Annotated in this window: 14 protein-coding genes; 8 read left to right on the top strand and 6 right to left on the bottom strand. The window is 39.0% G+C overall.

What is annotated here, in order from left to right; all coding sequences use genetic code 11:
• Window positions 1-530 precede the first annotated feature (530 nt).
• Together AC3ITD_RS03870 and nhaA are read left to right on the top strand one after the other, a co-directional pair.
• On the top strand, window positions 531-2,366 hold the full coding sequence (locus tag AC3ITD_RS03870; RefSeq protein ID WP_489364128.1) for an ABC transporter ATP-binding protein: 1,836 nt from the start codon (window positions 531-533) through the stop codon (window positions 2,364-2,366).
• A 94-nt stretch (window positions 2,367-2,460) separates the two neighbouring features.
• Window positions 2,461-3,621, top strand: coding sequence for a Na+/H+ antiporter NhaA (gene nhaA / locus AC3ITD_RS03865; RefSeq protein ID WP_265799100.1), 1,161 nt, complete (start codon window positions 2,461-2,463; stop codon window positions 3,619-3,621).
• A 358-nt stretch (window positions 3,622-3,979) separates the two neighbouring features.
• Here nhaA and AC3ITD_RS03860 read toward each other — a convergent pair whose 3' ends face one another.
• Genes AC3ITD_RS03860 through AC3ITD_RS03850 form a run of 3 tightly spaced genes read right to left on the bottom strand, consistent with a single transcriptional unit; the run spans window position 3,980 to window position 9,677 of the window.
• The gene (locus tag AC3ITD_RS03860; protein ID WP_489364125.1) at window positions 3,980-5,413 is read right to left on the bottom strand and encodes a TolC family protein; all 1,434 of its coding nucleotides are present in this window, start codon (window positions 5,411-5,413) and stop codon (window positions 3,980-3,982) included.
• Complete coding sequence (locus AC3ITD_RS03855) at window positions 5,406-8,576, bottom strand: efflux RND transporter permease subunit (RefSeq protein ID WP_489364123.1); 3,171 nt, start codon at window positions 8,574-8,576, stop codon at window positions 5,406-5,408. Before AC3ITD_RS03855 ends, AC3ITD_RS03860 begins: the two co-directional genes overlap by 8 nt.
• An 18-nt stretch (window positions 8,577-8,594) precedes the next feature.
• Window positions 8,595-9,677, bottom strand: a complete 1,083-nt coding sequence (locus tag AC3ITD_RS03850) for an efflux RND transporter periplasmic adaptor subunit (RefSeq protein ID WP_489364121.1) — start codon at window positions 9,675-9,677, stop codon at window positions 8,595-8,597.
• A 260-nt stretch (window positions 9,678-9,937) separates the two neighbouring features.
• Between AC3ITD_RS03850 and AC3ITD_RS03845 the strand changes: the two genes are divergently transcribed.
• The 3 genes from AC3ITD_RS03845 (at window position 9,938) to AC3ITD_RS03835 (ending at window position 11,869) form a co-directional block, all read left to right on the top strand.
• On the top strand, window positions 9,938-11,062 hold the full coding sequence (locus AC3ITD_RS03845; protein WP_489364119.1) for an AI-2E family transporter: 1,125 nt from the start codon (window positions 9,938-9,940) through the stop codon (window positions 11,060-11,062).
• 16 nt (window positions 11,063-11,078) lie between these two features.
• Entirely contained in the window at window positions 11,079-11,597 is a 519-nt protein-coding gene (locus tag AC3ITD_RS03840) for a protease (RefSeq protein ID WP_489364117.1), read from the top strand.
• Between the two features lie 71 nt (window positions 11,598-11,668).
• Window positions 11,669-11,869 (top strand): hypothetical protein, encoded by a 201-nt coding sequence (locus tag AC3ITD_RS03835; RefSeq protein WP_056849847.1) that lies wholly within the window; start codon window positions 11,669-11,671, stop codon window positions 11,867-11,869.
• Between the two features lie 67 nt (window positions 11,870-11,936).
• Here AC3ITD_RS03835 and AC3ITD_RS03830 read toward each other — a convergent pair whose 3' ends face one another.
• The 3 genes from AC3ITD_RS03830 to argS all read right to left on the bottom strand — a co-directional run bounded on the left by AC3ITD_RS03830 (window position 11,937) and on the right by argS (window position 15,265).
• Complete coding sequence (locus AC3ITD_RS03830; protein ID WP_489364114.1) at window positions 11,937-12,581, bottom strand: DNA-3-methyladenine glycosylase family protein; 645 nt, start codon at window positions 12,579-12,581, stop codon at window positions 11,937-11,939.
• An 8-nt stretch (window positions 12,582-12,589) separates the two neighbouring features.
• The gene (locus AC3ITD_RS03825) at window positions 12,590-13,354 is read right to left on the bottom strand and encodes a sulfite exporter TauE/SafE family protein (protein ID WP_489364112.1); all 765 of its coding nucleotides are present in this window, start codon (window positions 13,352-13,354) and stop codon (window positions 12,590-12,592) included.
• Window positions 13,355-13,492: 138 nt separating this feature from the next.
• Window positions 13,493-15,265, bottom strand: a complete 1,773-nt coding sequence (argS, locus tag AC3ITD_RS03820; RefSeq protein WP_489364110.1) for an arginine--tRNA ligase — start codon at window positions 15,263-15,265, stop codon at window positions 13,493-13,495.
• A 322-nt stretch (window positions 15,266-15,587) separates the two neighbouring features.
• On the opposite strand from argS, the gene AC3ITD_RS03815 reads away from it, so the two are divergent.
• The 3 genes from AC3ITD_RS03815 (at window position 15,588) to AC3ITD_RS03805 (ending at window position 18,565) form a co-directional block, all read left to right on the top strand.
• Window positions 15,588-17,036 (top strand): arginine deiminase family protein, encoded by a 1,449-nt coding sequence (locus AC3ITD_RS03815; RefSeq protein ID WP_489364108.1) that lies wholly within the window; start codon window positions 15,588-15,590, stop codon window positions 17,034-17,036.
• A 71-nt stretch (window positions 17,037-17,107) separates the two neighbouring features.
• On the top strand, window positions 17,108-18,052 hold the full coding sequence (gene ctlX, locus AC3ITD_RS03810; RefSeq protein ID WP_489364106.1) for a citrulline utilization hydrolase CtlX: 945 nt from the start codon (window positions 17,108-17,110) through the stop codon (window positions 18,050-18,052).
• 198 nt (window positions 18,053-18,250) lie between these two features.
• A complete protein-coding gene (locus AC3ITD_RS03805; protein ID WP_489364104.1) occupies window positions 18,251-18,565 on the top strand; it encodes a hypothetical protein in 315 nt (104 codons plus the stop codon).
• The last annotated feature ends 366 nt before the right edge of the window (window positions 18,566-18,931 follow it).

Below are 18,931 nucleotides of genomic sequence, written 5' to 3'. Positions count from 1 at the left end.
GCCATCCTGCTTTCCGGCATAGGAAGTGATGGAAAGAGAAGCAGGTGAAACTTTTGCCCAAACTTTCAAAATCCGAATGACTAAAACTGCGGTCAGTTCGATTCTTCATCGAACCTAATCCGCTGTTGCAATTAAAGTTTCGCATGGCTTATCCGACATCAGTTCCAAGCCTTGATTTTTTTGTTACTTTTTTGATCAAGCAAAAAAGTAAGAGACTTCGGTTTCAAACCGAAGAAAGATTAGTAAGAGCAAGCTTCAATCACCTTGTCAACCCTTTATCGCTATGAGATCACTCGTACTTCTTATAGGTGTTATATTCTCATTTGCAGCTGTCGATAAGTTTTACTCTTTGAAAAATAAGTTTCCTAATCATTAGATCATATTGTTTTATGATTTTGTCGAAGTAACCAACATTTTCAAATTAAAATTGTTCGGGTTTTAATAGTATCTCTGTTAACATAGATGCTATTTTTTTCAAATAAACCGAAAACTACTCATTCAATAATTAGCTTTGCTATTACAGCACCACTATGGCAAAGAATAGAAATACAATACCCCTTGAAAATATAACTTTTAAAGAACGCCTTTCATCGTTAAAAAATCTGCCCAGTTTGTTTAAGCTGGTTTGGGAAAGCAGTCCGAGCAAGACAATCATCAGTTTCATCCTTCGGATAATACGTTCGGCCATGCCGGTTGCCCTGCTTTATGTGGGCAAACTCATTATCGATGAGGTGGTTGACTTGAGTACCGGCGCCACGAATGGTAATATGCAACTGCTTTGGGAACTGGTAGGATTACAATTTTTACTGGCGATTTTGAACGATGCACTGGGCAGAATGATTAATCTAACAGATAGCTTGCTCGGCGACCAGTTTTCGAATTATACTTCTATTAAAATAATGGAGCATGCAGCTACGCTCGATCTGGATCAATTCGAAGATTCGGTATTTTACGATAAACTTGAACGGGCAAGGCAGCAAACAGTGGGGCGAAGTGTGATGCTTTCTCAAGTGATGAGCCAGATACAGGATTTGATCTCTATGGCCTTTCTTTTGACTGGTTTAATTGCTTTTAACCCGTGGTTAATTCTCCTTTTAGTGCTTGCAATCATCCCTTCTTTTTTGGGTGAATCTTATTTTAATAGCAAGAACTATGCATTATCTCGGAGTCAGACACCAGAGCGCAGGGAACTCGATTATGTACGTTACCTGGGTGCAAGCGATGAAACGGCAAAGGAAGTAAAGATTTTTGGCCTCGCTGATTTCATTATCGACAGATTCAAAACTTTGTCTGATAAATTTTATCAAGACAACAGCAAGTTAGCGGTGCGCAGATCTATTTGGGGTACATTCTTCTCCATCTTAGGCACTATTGGTTATTATGCGGCCTATGGATTTATTGTTTACGAAACAGTTACCGGAAAATCGACGGTGGGCAACCTTACTTTCCTTGCTGGGTCATTTCGTCAACTGAGCAGCTTGATGGAAACAATGCTTTCAAGGTTTACGATGGTTTCTCAAGGCGCCATTTATTTACAGGATTTCATTGATTTTTTTGAGATCAAGCCGAAAATCACCAAACCAAAAGCGGCGCTGCCTTTTCCAAACCCCATAAAATCAGGTTTTGTATTTGAAAATGTGGGGTTTCAATACCACAATAGCGACAGGTGGGCGAATAGAAATTTAAGCTTTGAGCTCAAACCCGGCGAAAAATTGGCCCTGGTTGGAGAAAACGGTGCAGGAAAAACGACCTTGGTTAAACTCCTGGCCAGACTGTACGATCCAAGCGAAGGTCGTATTTTATTAGACGGAAAGGATTTAACGGCTTATGATTTAGACGACCTAAGGCATAACCTCGGCATCATTTTCCAGGATTACATCCGCTATCAAATGACTTTTTATCAAAACATTGCGGTCGGCAATATTAAGGAAATTGAAAATGAACAGTTGGTCAAAAATGCTGCGCAACTTAGTTTGGCAGATGAGCTTGCACAGAAGCTGCCGGGAGCTTATCAGCAATGGCTAGGCAGGAAATTTAACGATGGAGTTGAACTTTCGGGCGGCGAATGGCAAAAGGTTGCGCTTGCCCGGGCATACATGAAAGATGCGCAAGTATTAATTTTAGATGAGCCTACCTCTTCATTGGATGCACGGGCAGAATATGAGGTCTTCCAACGTTTTGCACAACTCACTACAGGAAAATCAGCAGTTTTAATTTCACATCGTTTCTCTACAGCAAGGTTAGCCGACCGGATTTTAGTGTTAGAGAAGGGAACGCTGCTCGAGTCAGGAACACATGAACAACTCTTGAAAGCGGGAGGCAAGTATGCTGAGCTGTTTAATTTACAGGCCTCAGGTTATAAATAAATTCAAAGCGTTTGCCAATAAAACAAGAACTTATTTTTCCATTTAAATCAAATTAATTCCTAGCCGAAACTAAGTTTTCCTTATTTTTGCCATCATGCCGAAACTAATCAACCTAGCCGTATTTCAACGTTTTTTCCGCTCCGGACAAGTTGGCGGTTTCTTACTGCTAATTTGTGTAGCCATCTCCTTACTGATCGCCAACACAGCATCGAAAGAAAGTTTTGAAGCTTTTTTAGAAACCAAGCTCGGGTTTGGCCACGTTAATTATAGCATTCTTGCCTGGATTAATGATGCTTTAATGGCCATATTCTTTTTACTTGTGGGGCTGGAAATTAAACGTGAACTCGTAGAAGGCGAACTATCTTCATTAAAAAACGCAGCACTTCCGGTAATTGCTGCGTTAGGTGGCATGCTGGTTCCCGCCGCAATTTATGCAATATTTAACAAAGGAGCCGAAACTGCTAGCGGTTGGGGCATCCCTATGGCCACGGACATTGCTTTTGCGCTGGCCATAATTGCCATGCTTGGCAAAAATGTACCCGCTAGCTTGAAGATATTTTTAGCAGCTTTGGCTATTGTTGATGATTTAGGCGCAATCTTAGTAATCGCTATATTTTACACCAACCAAATTCATTTTGAATATTTGGCAATGGCCGGCGGAATTTTAGTATTATTAAGCTTAATGAACTATTTCGGTGTAAAAAGCCTGATCTTCTATCTTATCCCAGGAATCTTTCTTTGGTACTTTATTCACCACTCCGGCATTCATGCCACCATTGCAGGTGTACTTTTAGCATTCACCATCCCTACAAACGAAACGGATGTTTTATCTCCTTTAGAAAAGTTGGAGCACGCCTTAAGCGTTCCGGTAAATTACCTGATCATGCCAATCTTTGCCCTGGCGAACACCAACATCACTTTCGAAAAAGAAATGATTAAAGGACTAGTTTCGCCTTTAGGCCTGGGAATTATAGTGGGTTTATTTGCGGGAAAAACCATCGGCGTGACGTTATTTTCCTGGTTGGCCGTTAAACTTAAATTTGCCGATTTACCGACTGGTGCCGGCTGGAAACATGTTTTAGGTTTAGGCATGTTGGCAGGCATCGGTTTTACAATGTCGATATTTATTGCACTATTATCTTTTAGCGATGCCTTGCATGTTTCCGAAGCGAAGTTCGCCATATTAACCGCTTCGGTTTTATCGGGTGTGGTGGGTTTTGTGTTTTTGAAATCGTTGAAGAAAAGTGAAGACTAAACCGAAGGAAATAATCAGCCTTTACATCGCTTTAGGATCCCCGCCTACGCGAGGATGACGATGAGTGGACAGATTTCTCAATCGCGAAAAGCTCATTTCGAAATGACGAGTGAGCGAGTAAAATACCTAAGAACTTTGATGTCTGCTATTGATCTTCCACCCTGCTATCCGGCATAGGAGACAATGAAAGAGCCTGTCCCGATTTACCTTCGGGGAGAAAACGTCAAAGCCTTTACATCGCTTTAGGATCCCAGCCTACGAGAGGATGACGATGAATGAACAAATTTCTCAATCGCGAAAAGCTCATTTCGAAATGACGACCTAATTTATTACAAACCTGTGCTGTAGCACGGAGGGTTTAATTCCACCCCCCGCCTAAAGCATGATAAATATTCACCACCGCATTTAGCTGCTGTTTTTTGGTTTCTATTAATTCCAATTTAGATTGCAACGCATCCCTTTGTGTCATTAAAACCTCGAAATAATCAGCTCTCGCCGCTCTAAACAAATCATTTGAAATTTCTATGGATTGCGTCAACGCCACAACCTGTTTTGATTTTAGATCGTAACTCTTTTGGAGATTCGAAATATTCGAAATTTGATTTGCAACCTCGATATATCCATTTAAGATGGTTTTTTCATAATTGAAAACGGCTTGTAACTGTTTAGCGTTTGCTGTTAAATACTCTGCCTTAATCGCATTGCGATTGATTAGTGGACCGGCCAAATCTCCGGCAAGGGAGTAAATCAACGACTCTGGTGTACGTAATAAATAAGAAGGATTAAATGCTTGATAACCGATGCTGGCAGAAATCCCCAATGAAGGATAGAATTGTGCCTTCGCCACTTTAACATCTAATTTTGCTGCTTCCAAATCGTATTCGGCTTGTTTAATATCAGGTCGGTTTGCCAGTAACTGAGCAGGCAATCCGGCCTGAATAGCAGGTGGAACCAATAAACTAAAAGCATTTCGATCTCTAACAATTGGTTGTGGAAAACGGCCCAATAGGTAATTGATTTTATTTTCACTTTCGGTAATGTCTTGCTGAATGTCGAATTCTAAACTTTTTGAACTCAACACTTCGGCTTCAAATTTACGTACGGCAAGTTCAGTAACTCTTGTAGCTTGTTTTTGAATTTTCATCAGTTCAAGCGCATTGCTTTGAAGGGCGATATTTTGCTTAACGATTTCCAGCTGATTATCCTGTGCCAGCAATTCGTAATAGGTATTGGCAATTTCTGCGATCAAATTGGTGATGACGAAATTTTTTCCTTCAACCGAAGACAGATAGCGGTCGACTGCGGCTTTCTTGGAATTGCGAAGCTTATGCCAGATGTCGGCCTCCCAATTGGCCTGCAAACCAAATGCATAATCGGGCAGCACTTCTGGTACACCTTTACCCGGAGTAATTTCCGTTGAGGCATCGCCGGCACCCGAACTGGTGTATCGGCCAACTTTATCTAAACCAGCACCTACCCGATAATCAACTGTAGGAAGCAATTCACCTTTTTTTGCCTTAATTTCATTTTTAGCCACTTCAATCTCCTGCAGGGTGATGTTTAGTTCCTGGTTATTTTTAAGGGCCGTATCGATCAGGCTTACCAGATTTGGATCGGTAAAAAAACTACGCCACTGTACCGCACCTGTATTGGTACTATCTACTGAGGTATTAAAACTAGCCGGTGTATTTTTATTCTCATTACGTTGGGCAAAATCTGGCACTTTACAAGCATTGTAAGTGGCAACAATGATAGCTAACCCAAGTATTTTATAAATTTTTTGCTTAAACATTATCTTCAATTTCTTCAGTTAACGGATGTTCTTCTTCAATTTTAATCAACTTGTGTTTGGCTGCGATGGTACCGAAAATGTAGTATAATCCTGGAATTACGATCACGCCGAATATGGTCCCGAACAACATCCCTCCCGCTGCTGCTGAACCAATGGTTCTGTTTCCAATTTTACCAGGTCCGGAAGCAATCATCAAAGGAATTAAACCTGCAATAAATGCAAAAGAAGTCATTAAAATAGGTCTGAAACGTACGCTTGCACCTTCCAAAGCGGCTTTTAAAACTGTGGCACCCTGACTATGCCGCTGCGTAGCAAACTCTACAATCAAGACAGCATTTTTCCCCAGCAATCCGATCAGCATCACCATGGCTACCTGAGCATAAATGTTATTTTCTAACCCCAACAATTGCAGGAACAGAAACGCTCCGAAAATACCAGCAGGCAAAGATAAAATCACCGAAAGTGGCAAAATGAAGCTTTCGTATTGTGCAGCAAGGACAAGGTAAACAAAGCCCAAACAGATCAAAAAGATATACACCGCTTCATTGCCTCTGGAAACCTGATCTTTAGAAATCCCAGCCCAGTCGATACCGAAGCCCCTTGGAAGTGTTTTGGCGGCAACTTCAGTGATGGCGTTAATCGCCTGACCCGAACTGTAGCCGGGTGCAGATTGGCCACTAATTTCCGAAGCATTGTACATATTGTGACGTGTAATTTCAGATAGTCCATACACTTTTTCCATCTTCATGAAAGCCGAAAACGGAACCATTTCATCATGATCGTTTTTCACAGATAGCTTTAATATATCTGCTGGCAACGCTCTGTATTGTGGCAAAGCCTGAACCATTACTTTATATTGGCGGTCATATTTAATGAAACTGGTTTCGTAATTACTCCCCACGAAAGTAGAAAGGGTATTCATTGCATTATCAATCGTTACGCCCTTTTGCTGCGCTATTTCATTATCAATATTCAACATGTATTGAGGGAAACTTGCGCTGTAAAAGGTAAATACTGATGATAATTCTTTCTTTTTATTAAGCTCTTTTACAAAATCATTTCCAACCTTTTCCATGCGTTTGTAATCGCCACTACCCGCTTTATCTAATAAGCGAAGTTCGAAACCTCCTGCGGCACCATATCCTGGAACTGCCGGTGGTTGGAAAAATTCAATAGTGGCACCGGGAATAGACTTTGCTTTTTCTTCCAGTTCTTTTATAATTTCTGATGCAGAATGTTTACGGTCGTTCCAATCTTTAAGGTTGATTAAACAGGTTCCTGAATTGGAGCCGGTACCTTCTGTTAAAATTTCGTAGCCTGCTAACGATGAAACTGATTTTACGCCATCTATATCTTCACATAGTTTTTGCAGGCGTTCTGCAATCTGGTCGGTACGTTCAAGCGTTGATCCTGGTGGTGTTTGAATAATCGCATAAACCATCCCCTGATCTTCATTTGGAATAAATCCTGAAGGTACGGTTCCGCTTAATCCCCAAATCCCGAAGCAAAAAGCTACAAGAATTCCGAAGGTTAACAACCGGCGACCCACCACTTTGCTCAGTACAATTTCATACTTACCAGATAACTTATTGAAAGCATTATTAAAGCCATCTAAAAATCGGTCAACAGCTGTTTTCTTTTTCGGTTTCCCATGGTTGTTTTTCAACATAATGGCGCACAAAGCTGGCGTTAATGTTAGCGCAACAATACCCGAAAGAATAATTGCTGTCGCCATAGTGATGGAGAACTGACGATAGAAAATACCAACCGGACCCGACATGAAAGTTACCGGAATAAACACAGAAGCCATTAAGAAAGTAATGGCAATAATAGCACCACTGATTTCTTTCATGGCTTGTTGCGTGGCTTTCAATACCGATAAACGCCTGTCGTTTTCCATCTTCGCATGCACAGCCTCAATCACCACAATGGCATCATCTACGACCACACCAATGGCCAAAACCAAAGCAAATAGGGTAATTAAATTGAGCGTAATACCAAACATAGACATGAAAACAAAGGTTCCAATTAGGGATACCGGCACCGCAATGGCTGGAATAACAGTAGAACGCCAGTCTCCAAGGAATAAAAATACCACCAAACCCACTAAAATAAAGGCTTCAATTAAGGTGTGAATTACTTTTTCGATAGATGCATCAAGAAACTTGGAAACATCATAGCTGATTTCATAATTCAATCCCTTTGGAAAAGAAGTTGACTTAATTTCAGCCATTTTGGCTTTCACATCTTTGATTACCTGACTGGCATTACTTCCATACGATTGTTTTAAAACAATCGCCGCAGATGGCCTTCCGTTTAAATTAGAATACAAATTATAGGCTGCACTGCTGAAATCAACATCAGCCACATCTTTTAAACGCAACATTTCTCCATTCGGATTTGCCCGTAAAATGATGTTTTCGTAACCCTCTTTCGTATTAAAACGGCCAGAATATTTTAACACATATTCAAAAGCTTGTGAACGCTTGCCAGAACTTTCTCCCGTTTTACCAGGTGAGGCTTCCAAACTTTGCTCATCAAGCGATTTCATCACTTCATCGACAGAGATTTTATAAGCCTGCATTCTATCGGGCTTTAACCAAATGCGCATGGCATAATCCCGATCGCCCAAAATATCAGCAAAACCTACCCCATCAATCCTCTTTAATTCGGAAAGTAAGTTGATATCGGCGAAGTTGTACAGAAAATTCTCATTCAACTTTGGATCTGTGCTATACAAATTAATGTACATCAACATATTCGATTCTTCACGACTGATCTTTACTCCTTCACGAACCACCAATGGCGGAAGTTTGTTGGTTACCGCAGCCACCCTGTTCTGTACATTTAAGGAAGCCTGATTGGGATCAGTTCCTAAATTAAATACCACCTGGATGGAAGCTTCACCATCATTACCCGCATCTGAAGCGATATATTTCATCCCCGGAACACCATTTAAGGCTCGCTCCAACGGGATAACTACTGATTTAATTAATAACTCGTTATTTGCTCCAGGATATTCTGCCGTGATATTAACCTTTGGTGGCGAAATAGATGGAAATTGGGTAACGGGAAGATAGGAAACCGATAATGCGCCTAAAAATAAAATAATAAGCGATACGACTATAGAAAGGACGGGCCTTTGTATGAACTTGCTAAACATAAAAAATTTTTGCTGGAGTTATTCGGTTTTTAATCTTAACTGTTTGATTACCTCTTGAGGATTTTGAAATTTGAAAGTGATTTTATCATCATCTTTCACTTTTTGTACGCCTTCGAGTAAAATCTTATCTCCTATTGATAATCCGCTGCCTACCACATATAAATCGGGCATTTCGCCGCTAATCGTGATGTTGCGTGAGTGTACCATATTGCGGTTATCAACGACAAAAACGTAAGTTTTATCCTGGATTTCGTAAGTGGCTTTTTGAGGGATAACAAACGCCTTTTTCAGAGGAACAACCATTTGAATTTTTCCGGTTTCCCCGTTCCGAAGCAAATTATCGACATTGTTAAAACGAGCCCTGAAAGCGATATTCCCCGTTTCATTATTAAACTCACTCTCGATGACTTCTACTTTCCCTTTTGACTTTAGTAGCTCGTTATTGGCTAAAAGCAAACTCACTTCTTGCTGCGTTTTTGCTTTGGCAGCCGCCTGATAATTTAAATATTCGGGTTCGGAAACATTGAAATACGCAAATACCTGACTGTTATCAGACAGGCTGGTTAACAGTGCACCTTCATCTACAAGGCTTCCCAACTTCAAGGGAATCCGATCGATGGTGCCATTAAACGGCGCCCTGATTTCGGTATTAGATAAATGATATTTCGCTAAAGAAGTTTCTGCATTAGCTTGTTGCAGTTTGGCTTTAGCCATGGCAAGCTCATTTTTCGAAACCACATTTTTATCAGAAAGCAATTTGGTATTTTCTACCTCTAATTCTGCTGCTTTCGTTTCGGCCTGGGCTTTCAAAACTTCTGCCTGTGCCATTCGAGGCATAATTTTAAATAAAACTTGCCCCGCATGTACCTGCTGCCCTTCATCAACATAAATATTTTGAAGATATCCCTTTTCCTGAGCACGTACTTCAATGTTGCGAACGGATTTGATTTGCGATACATATTCCTTTGTGAAGGAGGTATCGATGGTTACCGGAGAGGTCACCGCATAAGTAATTGCTTCTTCTTTTTCTTCCTTTTGCTGACTACAACCTGCTGCAGAGAGCAAAGCACACAGGCCAAAATACATGAAACTTCTGTTCATCTTTTTACTGAATTTATCTGATTTAATTCTTTCAATAGAATTAGAAGTGGAAAATCGATATATTCAGCAATCATTACATTTACTAAATAAAGCCGGCTTCCCCCTAATTCCGATGCGAAATAAGGGTAGAATTATGAAGTTATAATGAAGTTGATTTCATGACAGATAATTTCAGCATTTAGAAGATTATTGCTGATCAGTTTAATTTAAAAACATTTTTATCTTCATGCTGTTTAATCCTCAAATCGGAACAACCATTTATGATGAATAATATACCTCTAACTGTAAAGCGATCAATAGAATTACTTGGTTTAATGGCACTTGTAGCCGTTTTAGTAATTGGTCGCGATATTATTATGCCTATACTGATGGCATTTTTTATCAGCATTATGCTGTTACCTATTTATCGGTTCCTAAAAAGAAAAAAAGTTCCGGAAACCTTTTCAATCATCCTGCCCATTTTACTGGTTGCCATATTCGTGGCGCTTATTGTATGGTTTTTCTCCAATCAAATCGGAATATTGGTTAAAGATTTCCCTCAAATTAAAAGTAACGTTACGCAGCATATTAATTCTTTAAGCGATTGGATTAGTAGAATTTCGCAATATGACGCTAAAGAACAAAAAGCCTTTATTCAGGATAAAAGTGATGACATGATGAATATGGGTACCTCTTTGGCAGGTGGTGCAGCGGTTACTTTGAGCGGCATTTTCGTGTTTATCGGTCTTTTACCCATCTACATTTATCTAATGCTTTTTTATAAAGATATTTTATTGCGTTTTATATTTATGTGGTTCAAGCCAGATCATCATCCAAAGGTGAAAGAGGCTATTTACGAAACCGAATCGATCATTAAAAGCTATCTGGTTGGTTTGTTAATCCAGGTGACCTATATGACGGTTTTATTGGGTGGAATTTTAATGCTAATTGGTATTGAACACGCACTGCTCATTGGAGTAGTTTTCGCAATATTAAACCTTATTCCTTATGTGGGTGCTTTAATTGGGAATGTAATCGGTGTGTTGTTAACCTTGGCTTCTTCGCAAGAATTGTGGCCTGTAATTACAGTATTGGGTGTTATCGCTGGGGTTCAGTTTTTAGATAACAATATTTTAATGCCACGAATTGTGGGTTCAAAAGTAAAAATTAATGCCTTGTTCTCTATTCTTGGTGTATTTATTGGAGGTAGCGTTGCTGGAATCTCAGGGATGTTCTTAGCTTTACCAATTGTTGCGGTATTGAAAATTATTTTCGATCGTACAGAAATGTTTAAACAATGGGGTGTTTTATTAGGCGATGAACGTCCGGCCAGAAGCCCAATGACGTTTCCATCTTTCAGAAAAAAGAAACCCGTTCCTATAAAAAGCGGCACAGAAAAAGAATAGTTAACAATTATTATAAATGAGAAAATTAAGCACAATCCTATTCGTGAGCACTATTATTTTAGCCGCTTGCAGTTCTTCCAATCAACAGTCTGATCAGAAGAAAACCGACTCAATGACTGTAAATGAAACATTCAATACGCCGGTAGATGCGATAACCGGAAAAATGGCACTTTTATCGACACCAAAAATCGGTCAGCCGATTAATATAAAATTTACCGTTTACAACAATGCAGATACCGCTGCAAAATTCTGTAAATGGCATACCCCTTTCGAAAACCTGATGAGTAAATATGTTGATGTTACCATGGAAGATGGAACGGAGGCAGCTTATAAAGGTGCGATGGCCAAAAGGGTAATGCCACCTCCGGCAGATAGTTACATCACTTTAAAACCTGGTGACAGTACAAGTGTCGATTTCGACTTAAATAATGCTTTTACCATTGACAAAAGCGGTAAGTACACCGTTAAATATAATTCGGCTAATATCAGTGGGATAGTGATTAAAGACAGTTTACAACTCAACATTGTAAAATAATTTTAATTCGTTGTAGTTAAAACCATTACTGTTAGTCAAATGTTATATTGATAAATTAAATCGAAAATAAAATGGGACTATTAAAAACAGCAATAATTGGTGCCGCAGTATATGCAGGCTTTAAATATGTGACGAAAAAGGATCCAATTACAGGTAAATCTATTGTAGATGACTTGAAAGATCAGGCACCTGAATGGGTAGAAAAAGCAAAAGGCTACAAACGTGAATTCGAAACACGTGCAGATTATGCTAAAGAAGATCTTGGGATCTAGTTATTAGTCATTAGTCATTAGGATGAAATGCAAAAAGCACCGCTGGTTTAACCAAGCGGTGCTTTTTTTAAATCTTCTTTTTATTAGCAGGTTTCCGCTCCTCCAGATAGTAATGCCAAATCATCATTAATCCTACGGTGCGAAAAGGTTTCCAGTCTGCTACCACATTTAACAACTCATCTTTAGTTGTATCTTTTGGGAGTTTCTTTAAACTTTTCAAAGCATTAACTGCAGCTAAATCGCCAGTAGGAAAAACATCAGTATGGTGCAAAATGAAAATCAAATAAATATCTACAGTCCAATCGCCTATACCTTTTACTTTTTTCAGTTGATCTCTAATTTCATGATCAGGAAGTATTTCTAATTGTGAAAGATCCAACTGGCCGCTGCCAATCTTTTCGGCAAGATCACGAACATAAGCGGTCTTCTGCCTACTGAAATAACAAGCCTTCAATTCCTCATCGTTGAGTTTAAGGAAATTCGAGGGAGTGATTGCCCCTATTTTAGCTTTAAGCTTTTGCATAGCCGCGAGCGCCGACGCCAAAGATACCTGCTGCTCTAAAATAATATGAACCAACGATTCAAAAGTGTTGGGCCTCGTCCAAAAGGGTGGATAACCATATTTTGCTAAAACGCTGGCCAATTCCTCATCTTTGCTGGCCAGGTAGTCGCACAACTCATAAAAATTATGTTGATTAAAAGTTTCGAACATAAAGCAAATTACCGCAAAAGAATATCATACGCAAACCTCAATATCGTCCCGAAAACTACAATTAAGAAAAATATACGTACAAATTTATTTCCTTTTAGCAACGCGAGCTTTGTGCCAAAATAAGCACCACCCAAATTAAAAATAGCCATTGGTATGGCATATTGAAAGAGGATATGACCGGTAGAACTAAAATAAATTATAGCCGCCAAATTGGTTGCAATATTTACAATCTTAGCATGAGCACTGGCGCCAATGAAATCAAAACCTAAAACTGCAATAAAAACCAAAATCAAGAAAGAACCTGTGCCAGGGCCAATTAAACCATCATAGAAACCGATAAGCAAACCAAAAATAGCGGCCATTAAAACCTGTTGTTTAACAGTATGGTTTTTCTCCTGATGGATACCAAATTGTTTGTTAAAATAGGTATACAGTGCAACAAGAACCAGCACCACGAAAATAATGGGTTTAATGACTAGATCATCAATCCGGCTAACTAAAAAGGCTCCAAGCAGTGCGGCAAAAAAAGCAGTACTGGCACAGGCCGCCAATACTTTCAAATTAAATTTTACTTGTTTTGAATACTTGAAAGCTGCTAAAGTGGTGCCTGCTATCGACGGGATTTTTGTCGTTCCGAGTAATGTAGCTACGGGATAATGTGGTAAAATTAATAAGGTGGCAGGAGTTTGTAATAACCCACCGCCACCTACAATAGCATCTATAAACCCTGCTGCAAAAGCAACCAAGCAAAGCAATACCAGTTCATTAATCATTGATCAGGATAAAGGGATTTAAGGATTTTAAGATCATAATGCCCGTTGATTCTTCCACCTCAATTTCCAATTCCCTATTTTCTATTTCTTAATTTTATTCCCTATTTCCCATTCCTTATTTCCCATCCCCAATCCACCCTACATTCTTTCCGGCGAAGTAATCCCTAAAATCAGCATCCCTGAATGAATGATATCAGCTGTTTTCTTGCTTAAGTTTAAACGGAATTGTTTAGTTTCTCCTGCGTCAGTTTTAACAATTGGAGGCACTTCGTGGTAAAACTTGTTAAATAACTTCGCCAACTCATATAAATAATTAGCCAAACTTGCCGGACTATAAGCTTTAGCAGCAATCTCAATTTCTGCCGGATATTTTGCCAACAAAAGAATCATTTCCAATTCCACAGGCAACATTTCTCCATCCTCCGGACTTGCAGACTTAGCCGTATATTCCGCTTTAGCTAGTAAAGATTTAATCCTCGCATGCGTGTATTGAATAAATGGACCCGTATTTCCTTGAAAATCGATACTTTCTGCAGGATTAAATAATAAACGCTTTTTAGGTTCTACTTTCAAAAGGAAATATTTTAAGGCGCCTAAACCAATATTCTGATATAAAGCAGCCTTATCTTCTTCGCTGAAGTCATTTGTTTTACCCAGCTCTTCGGTTTTTTCACGGGCAGTAGTCACCATGCTTTCAATTAATTCATCAGCATCCACCACCGTTCCCTCACGACTTTTCATTTTACCGTTTGGTAAATCGACCATACCGTACGATAGGTGATAAAGTCCTTTAGCCCAGCTTTTACCTAATTTCTCCAAGATTAAAAATAACACCTTAAAGTGATAATCCTGCTCATTACCAACTACATAAATCGACTCATCCATATTGAAATCGTCGTGTTTCATCTCTGCTGTTCCTAAATCCTGGGTAATGTATACAGAAGTCCCATCAGCACGTAAAACCAACTTCTGGTCTAAACCATCAGCCGTTAAATCAATCCAAACTGAACCGTCTTCTTTCTTGAAGAAAACACCCTTTGCTAGTCCTTCATCAACGGTATCTTTCCCTAATAAATAGGTATTGCTTTCGTAATAAAACTTGTCGAAATCTACGCCAAGGTTTTTATAAGTTACGTTGAAGCCTGCATAAACCCACTCGTTCATGGTTTTCCAAAGTGAAACCACCGCCTCATCGCCTTGCTCCCATTTTAAAAGCATTTGTTGTGCTTCTTTAATCAATGGTGCATTTTTCTTCGCCTCTTCCTCGGTTTGTCCTTCTACTTTTAAAGCTTCAATTTCTTTTTTGTATTCCTTATCGAAAATCACATAGTATTTTCCAACTAAATGATCACCCTTTAAACCAGAACTTTCAGGCGTTTCTCCATCGCCCCATTTTTGCCAGGCCAGCATTGATTTGCAGATGTGAATGCCCCGATCGTTAACCAGGTTAACCTTTACTATATCGTAACCATAGGCTTTTAGCAATTCGGAAACCGAGTAACCCAATAAATTATTACGAACATGCCCCAGGTGAAGTGGCTTATTGGTATTTGGCGAAGAATATTCTATCATCACCTTTTTCCCGTTGGATGGATAAACACCGAAATCAGAAGCTAAAATTTCATCATTAAACTGATTTAAAAAGTAGCTTTCAGAGATGCTTAAATTTAGAAAACCCTTCACCACGTTAAATTTGGTTACGTTTTCTACGTTAGCCACCAGATATTCACCAATTTCGTTAGCAGTTTGCTCAGGCGATTTTTTAGATATCTTAGTAATCGGAAAAACAACTATGGTTACCTGGCCTTCAAATTCTTTGCGGGTTTCTTGTATATTGATCAGGCTTTCAGCAACTTCTTCCTTGTAAAGTTCAAGGATGGCTTTCTGCGCTTCGGAAATAATAAAATTCATGGCGCAAAAATAAGAAAAAAGTCCGAAGTCAGGAGGCGGAAGTCCGAAGTTCAAAAGCAGATTAAATTCTATTTTTCGGAGAGGTGCTGTTGTGCTCATCGGTTTCTATGGCCTTGCTTTCCCTGACCGTCCGGCAGGCGGGCGCTGTAGTCCCGATTGATTTCGATAAAAAATCGAAAATCGGGAGCTGCCGCTGCAATGAGGTTTAAGCTGTCAGGTTTTCGCAAGAAACAATGTTCTCTTATGCAAGCGGCTACCAAATCTCTCCTCACCATTCTCATATCTAAATTTTTCTAATAGATTTGCAATAACTAACTTATTTATGAGCGAGCAGAATCCAAATTTTAAAGTGAGCGTAAACACCGAAATCGGCAGATTGCGTAAGTTGTTAATTCATAGTCCGGATAGCGGATTGGGGAAAGTGGTTCCATCAAAAGCGCAAGATTGGCTTTTTGAAGATATTGTCCACCTCGATACTATCCGAAAGGGAGAATACGATTACTACATTAAACTCCTGATGTATTTCTTAGATCCTGAAAAAATCAAGGGAAAGCTCGCTCTAATAGATTCGGAAGAAGGAAACAGAAATTTTTACAAACCCAACCATCCCGATTTTCACAACTCAAATTCAGTAATAGAAATTCAAAATCTATTAAGTGAAATGTTGGAAAACGAATCTATCCGCAAAAAATTGGTGGCTGCTGTTTGTGCCATTGAAGGTTGTACTTACAAGGTGCAAATGCAATTGACCAATACCGATCCGAAAGAATTAGCGGAGATTTTTATTTCAGGAACTTTAGCCAACGATACAATGATTTTTGCGCCTATTCCGAATTTGATTTTCACTCGTGATGTGGGCACAACCATCAATAATCATATTTTATTAAACAAACCGGCAAAAAAAGCCCGCGTTCGCGAAACGCTTTTGATGCGTTATATTTTCTTCAACCATCCGTTATTTGTCGACTATCAAAATAAGGTACTCGAGATTCCTGATGTTACCATGCATTTCCTGCGTCCAGGCGATGAACCCGCTTTTAGCACTACCCTGGAGGGTGGAGATGTGATGATGGTGAGTGAAAACCATGTGTTGATCGGTTGCAGTGAGCGTACCTCTGAGCATGGTGCAAACGAGGCGATAAAACTGTTGTTTGATAATGATGTAGTAGAAAAAGTGACGGTGGTGAAAATCCCGAGCAAACGCGACTACATGCACCTGGACACGGTTTTTACACAGGTTAAACGCAATACCTGGGTAATTCTGAACTCTATTGCCCATTCACCTAAATACAATCCATACGAACCTATAAATTTTTTAAAGGAGCCTGAAAAGCTGGAGGCCACAACTGCTATTCAATTTACAAAGGCAAATCCACAAGAGCCAAAACACTTTGAACACGTAGAGGCTTTGTTGAATGATATTAGTCAGAACGATTTAAAGAGCATTGAGCCAACCAAAATCATTTACAGCGGAAATAACCAATTCCCATACGATTCCAGAGAGCAATGGACGGATTCCTGTAACTTGCTGGCAATAAAAGAAGGTGTTGTTTTGGGTTACGATAGAAACGATAAAACTGTAGAAGCATTTAAAGCAGCTGGTTTTGACGTAGTTGATGTAAAAGATCTGATTCAGGATTTGGAAACTGGAAAAGTAAATGCAGAAACCATCACTGATACCTTAATTTTAATGCCATCTGCAGAACTTTCTCGTGCCCGTGGAGGTTTCCACTGTATGAGTTTACCGATATTGAGAGACAGTTTAAGTTGAAAGTAAAAAGTTCAAAGTAAAAACACCACGTCAAGAATCTTTAAACTTTTAACTTTACACTTTTAACTCCTATGCAGACAACCAATCACCTCCTAATGATTCGCCCGGTTGATTTTAAATTCAACGAGCAAACTGCAGGCAATAATAAATTCCAGGTAGCCTCAACCGAAAGTGATGTACAAAGCCAGGCTTTAAAAGAGTTTGATGGTTTTGTAGATCTGTTGAGAAAAAACGATGTTGATGTTACCGTTGTAGATGATACTTTGCAACCTGAAACACCTGATTCTATCTTCCCTAATAATTGGGTTTCTTTTCATGATGATGGTACGATTTACCTCTACCCGATGTTTTCTGAAAACCGAAGATTAGAGCGCAGAAAAGAAATATTAGATGGCTTGACTGAAAAATTTCAGGTCAATAATGTAAATGATTTAAGTTTTTACGAAACTGCGAACATTTTTCTTGAGGGCACTGGTAGCATGGTTTTGGATCGTGCTAACAAAATTGCATACGCTTGCCTGAGCATTCGTACAGAAGTAGAAGCATTTAACAATTTCTGTCAGTTAGCTGGGTATAAATCAGTTATATTTAACGCTCTTGATTCGAGCGGGTTTCCAATATACCATACCAACGTGATGATGTGCATCGGAGATCGTTTCGCCGTTATTTGCTTTGAATCAATTTCAAATTTGTATGAACGCGATTTTGTGCGCAAAGTACTTACATTAACTAATAAGGAAATTGTTACCATTAGTTATGATCAAATGAATCACTTTGCTGGAAACATGTTACAGGTATCTAACGCACAAGGTGAAAGTCTATTGGTGATGTCAGAGCAGGCATATTTATCACTAACAAAGGATCAAATCAGTGCCTTAGAAAAATATTCCCGAATTATTTATGCACCGATTTACACCATTGAAAAAAACGGTGGTGGCAGCGCAAGGTGTATGTTAGCAGAAATACATCTACCAGAAAAATCAAATAAGGTTTTTCGCTTAATTATTTCCCGCTGATTTCGGAGATTTACGCAGATCTATATCTTATCTTCGTGAATCATTTTAATCTGCGGGCAACTTTTTCTTCATCGGCTGGTTTTCTGATCAGCTTTAACGTAGATAATTGTTATCTCTTAAAGAAGTGAACAATGTTAACTTGCCAACACATCATTCATTAACATTCTATTAATAAAACAATATTTAAACAACTTCTAAATGTTAAAAGATTTACAAGAAAAAGAGTTGAAATTAGCAGAGTTCATGAGTGAAATTTCAGAATATAGCTATTCAGCCGGCTGGATGTTGAACTTAGAATATGCACTGTGGGATGCCTTACTAAGTGGAGAAAGAAAATATGGACAATCCATTATCTCGGAAATTGATATTGAAAACCTTATAAAACTTTCAACTGATGCTGATGCTTGGATCATATTTGACTACGAAAAAGAGGAAACGGCAATAAGTTTAAGAGAATGGAAAGCAAAGTTTGAAATCGATGTCGAAAAAAACAAAAAAATCACTGATGGATAAGATTTCCTAAACAATTTTATCATTAGCTATTGCATCAAACGAATTAAACTGGTCGGTCTGCCACCATATACGGATTAAACAAAACTCATTGCCCGACACAGTTATAAATTAATTCTTTAATGTAGGGTCAAACTAAAATGTCCATACCCGCTCCACATCATTGCGAGGCACGAAGCAATCTTAATGCGAAAAAAGGCAAACCCTTAGTTGTAGGATTGCTTCGTACCTCGCAATAACGAACGCATTCAAAACGCTATCGGCTGGTGTCCTCACCAATGCTATTAACTTAGCGTTATAAGTATTTGATATTCAAATATTTATGGCTATATTTGAATATCAAAACAACAGTAATAAGATGAGTATAAT

Source organism: Pedobacter sp. KH_004 (assembly GCF_057840755.1).
Note: the sequence above shows the minus strand (reverse complement) of the source record. Positions and strands in the feature narration are given on the sequence as shown.

What these genes read in the sequence shown, in the direction of transcription:
- AC3ITD_RS03850 (WP_489364121.1), bottom strand. Translation starts at nt 9,677, where the DNA reads ATGAACAGAAGTTTCATGTATTTTGGCCTGTGTGCTTTGCTCTCTGCA.
- ctlX (WP_489364106.1), top strand. Translation starts at nt 17,108, where the DNA reads ATGCAGACAACCAATCACCTCCTAATGATTCGCCCGGTTGATTTTAAA.
- AC3ITD_RS03845 (WP_489364119.1), top strand. Translation starts at nt 9,938, where the DNA reads ATGATGAATAATATACCTCTAACTGTAAAGCGATCAATAGAATTACTT.
- AC3ITD_RS03815 (WP_489364108.1), top strand. Translation starts at nt 15,588, where the DNA reads ATGAGCGAGCAGAATCCAAATTTTAAAGTGAGCGTAAACACCGAAATC.
- AC3ITD_RS03835 (WP_056849847.1), top strand. Translation starts at nt 11,669, where the DNA reads ATGGGACTATTAAAAACAGCAATAATTGGTGCCGCAGTATATGCAGGC.
- AC3ITD_RS03855 (WP_489364123.1), bottom strand. Translation starts at nt 8,576, where the DNA reads ATGTTTAGCAAGTTCATACAAAGGCCCGTCCTTTCTATAGTCGTATCG.
- AC3ITD_RS03805 (WP_489364104.1), top strand. Translation starts at nt 18,251, where the DNA reads ATGTTAAAAGATTTACAAGAAAAAGAGTTGAAATTAGCAGAGTTCATG.
- AC3ITD_RS03825 (WP_489364112.1), bottom strand. Translation starts at nt 13,354, where the DNA reads ATGATTAATGAACTGGTATTGCTTTGCTTGGTTGCTTTTGCAGCAGGG.
- argS (WP_489364110.1), bottom strand. Translation starts at nt 15,265, where the DNA reads ATGAATTTTATTATTTCCGAAGCGCAGAAAGCCATCCTTGAACTTTAC.
- AC3ITD_RS03860 (WP_489364125.1), bottom strand. Translation starts at nt 5,413, where the DNA reads ATGTTTAAGCAAAAAATTTATAAAATACTTGGGTTAGCTATCATTGTT.
- nhaA (WP_265799100.1), top strand. Translation starts at nt 2,461, where the DNA reads ATGCCGAAACTAATCAACCTAGCCGTATTTCAACGTTTTTTCCGCTCC.
- AC3ITD_RS03830 (WP_489364114.1), bottom strand. Translation starts at nt 12,581, where the DNA reads ATGTTCGAAACTTTTAATCAACATAATTTTTATGAGTTGTGCGACTAC.
- AC3ITD_RS03840 (WP_489364117.1), top strand. Translation starts at nt 11,079, where the DNA reads ATGAGAAAATTAAGCACAATCCTATTCGTGAGCACTATTATTTTAGCC.
- AC3ITD_RS03870 (WP_489364128.1), top strand. Translation starts at nt 531, where the DNA reads ATGGCAAAGAATAGAAATACAATACCCCTTGAAAATATAACTTTTAAA.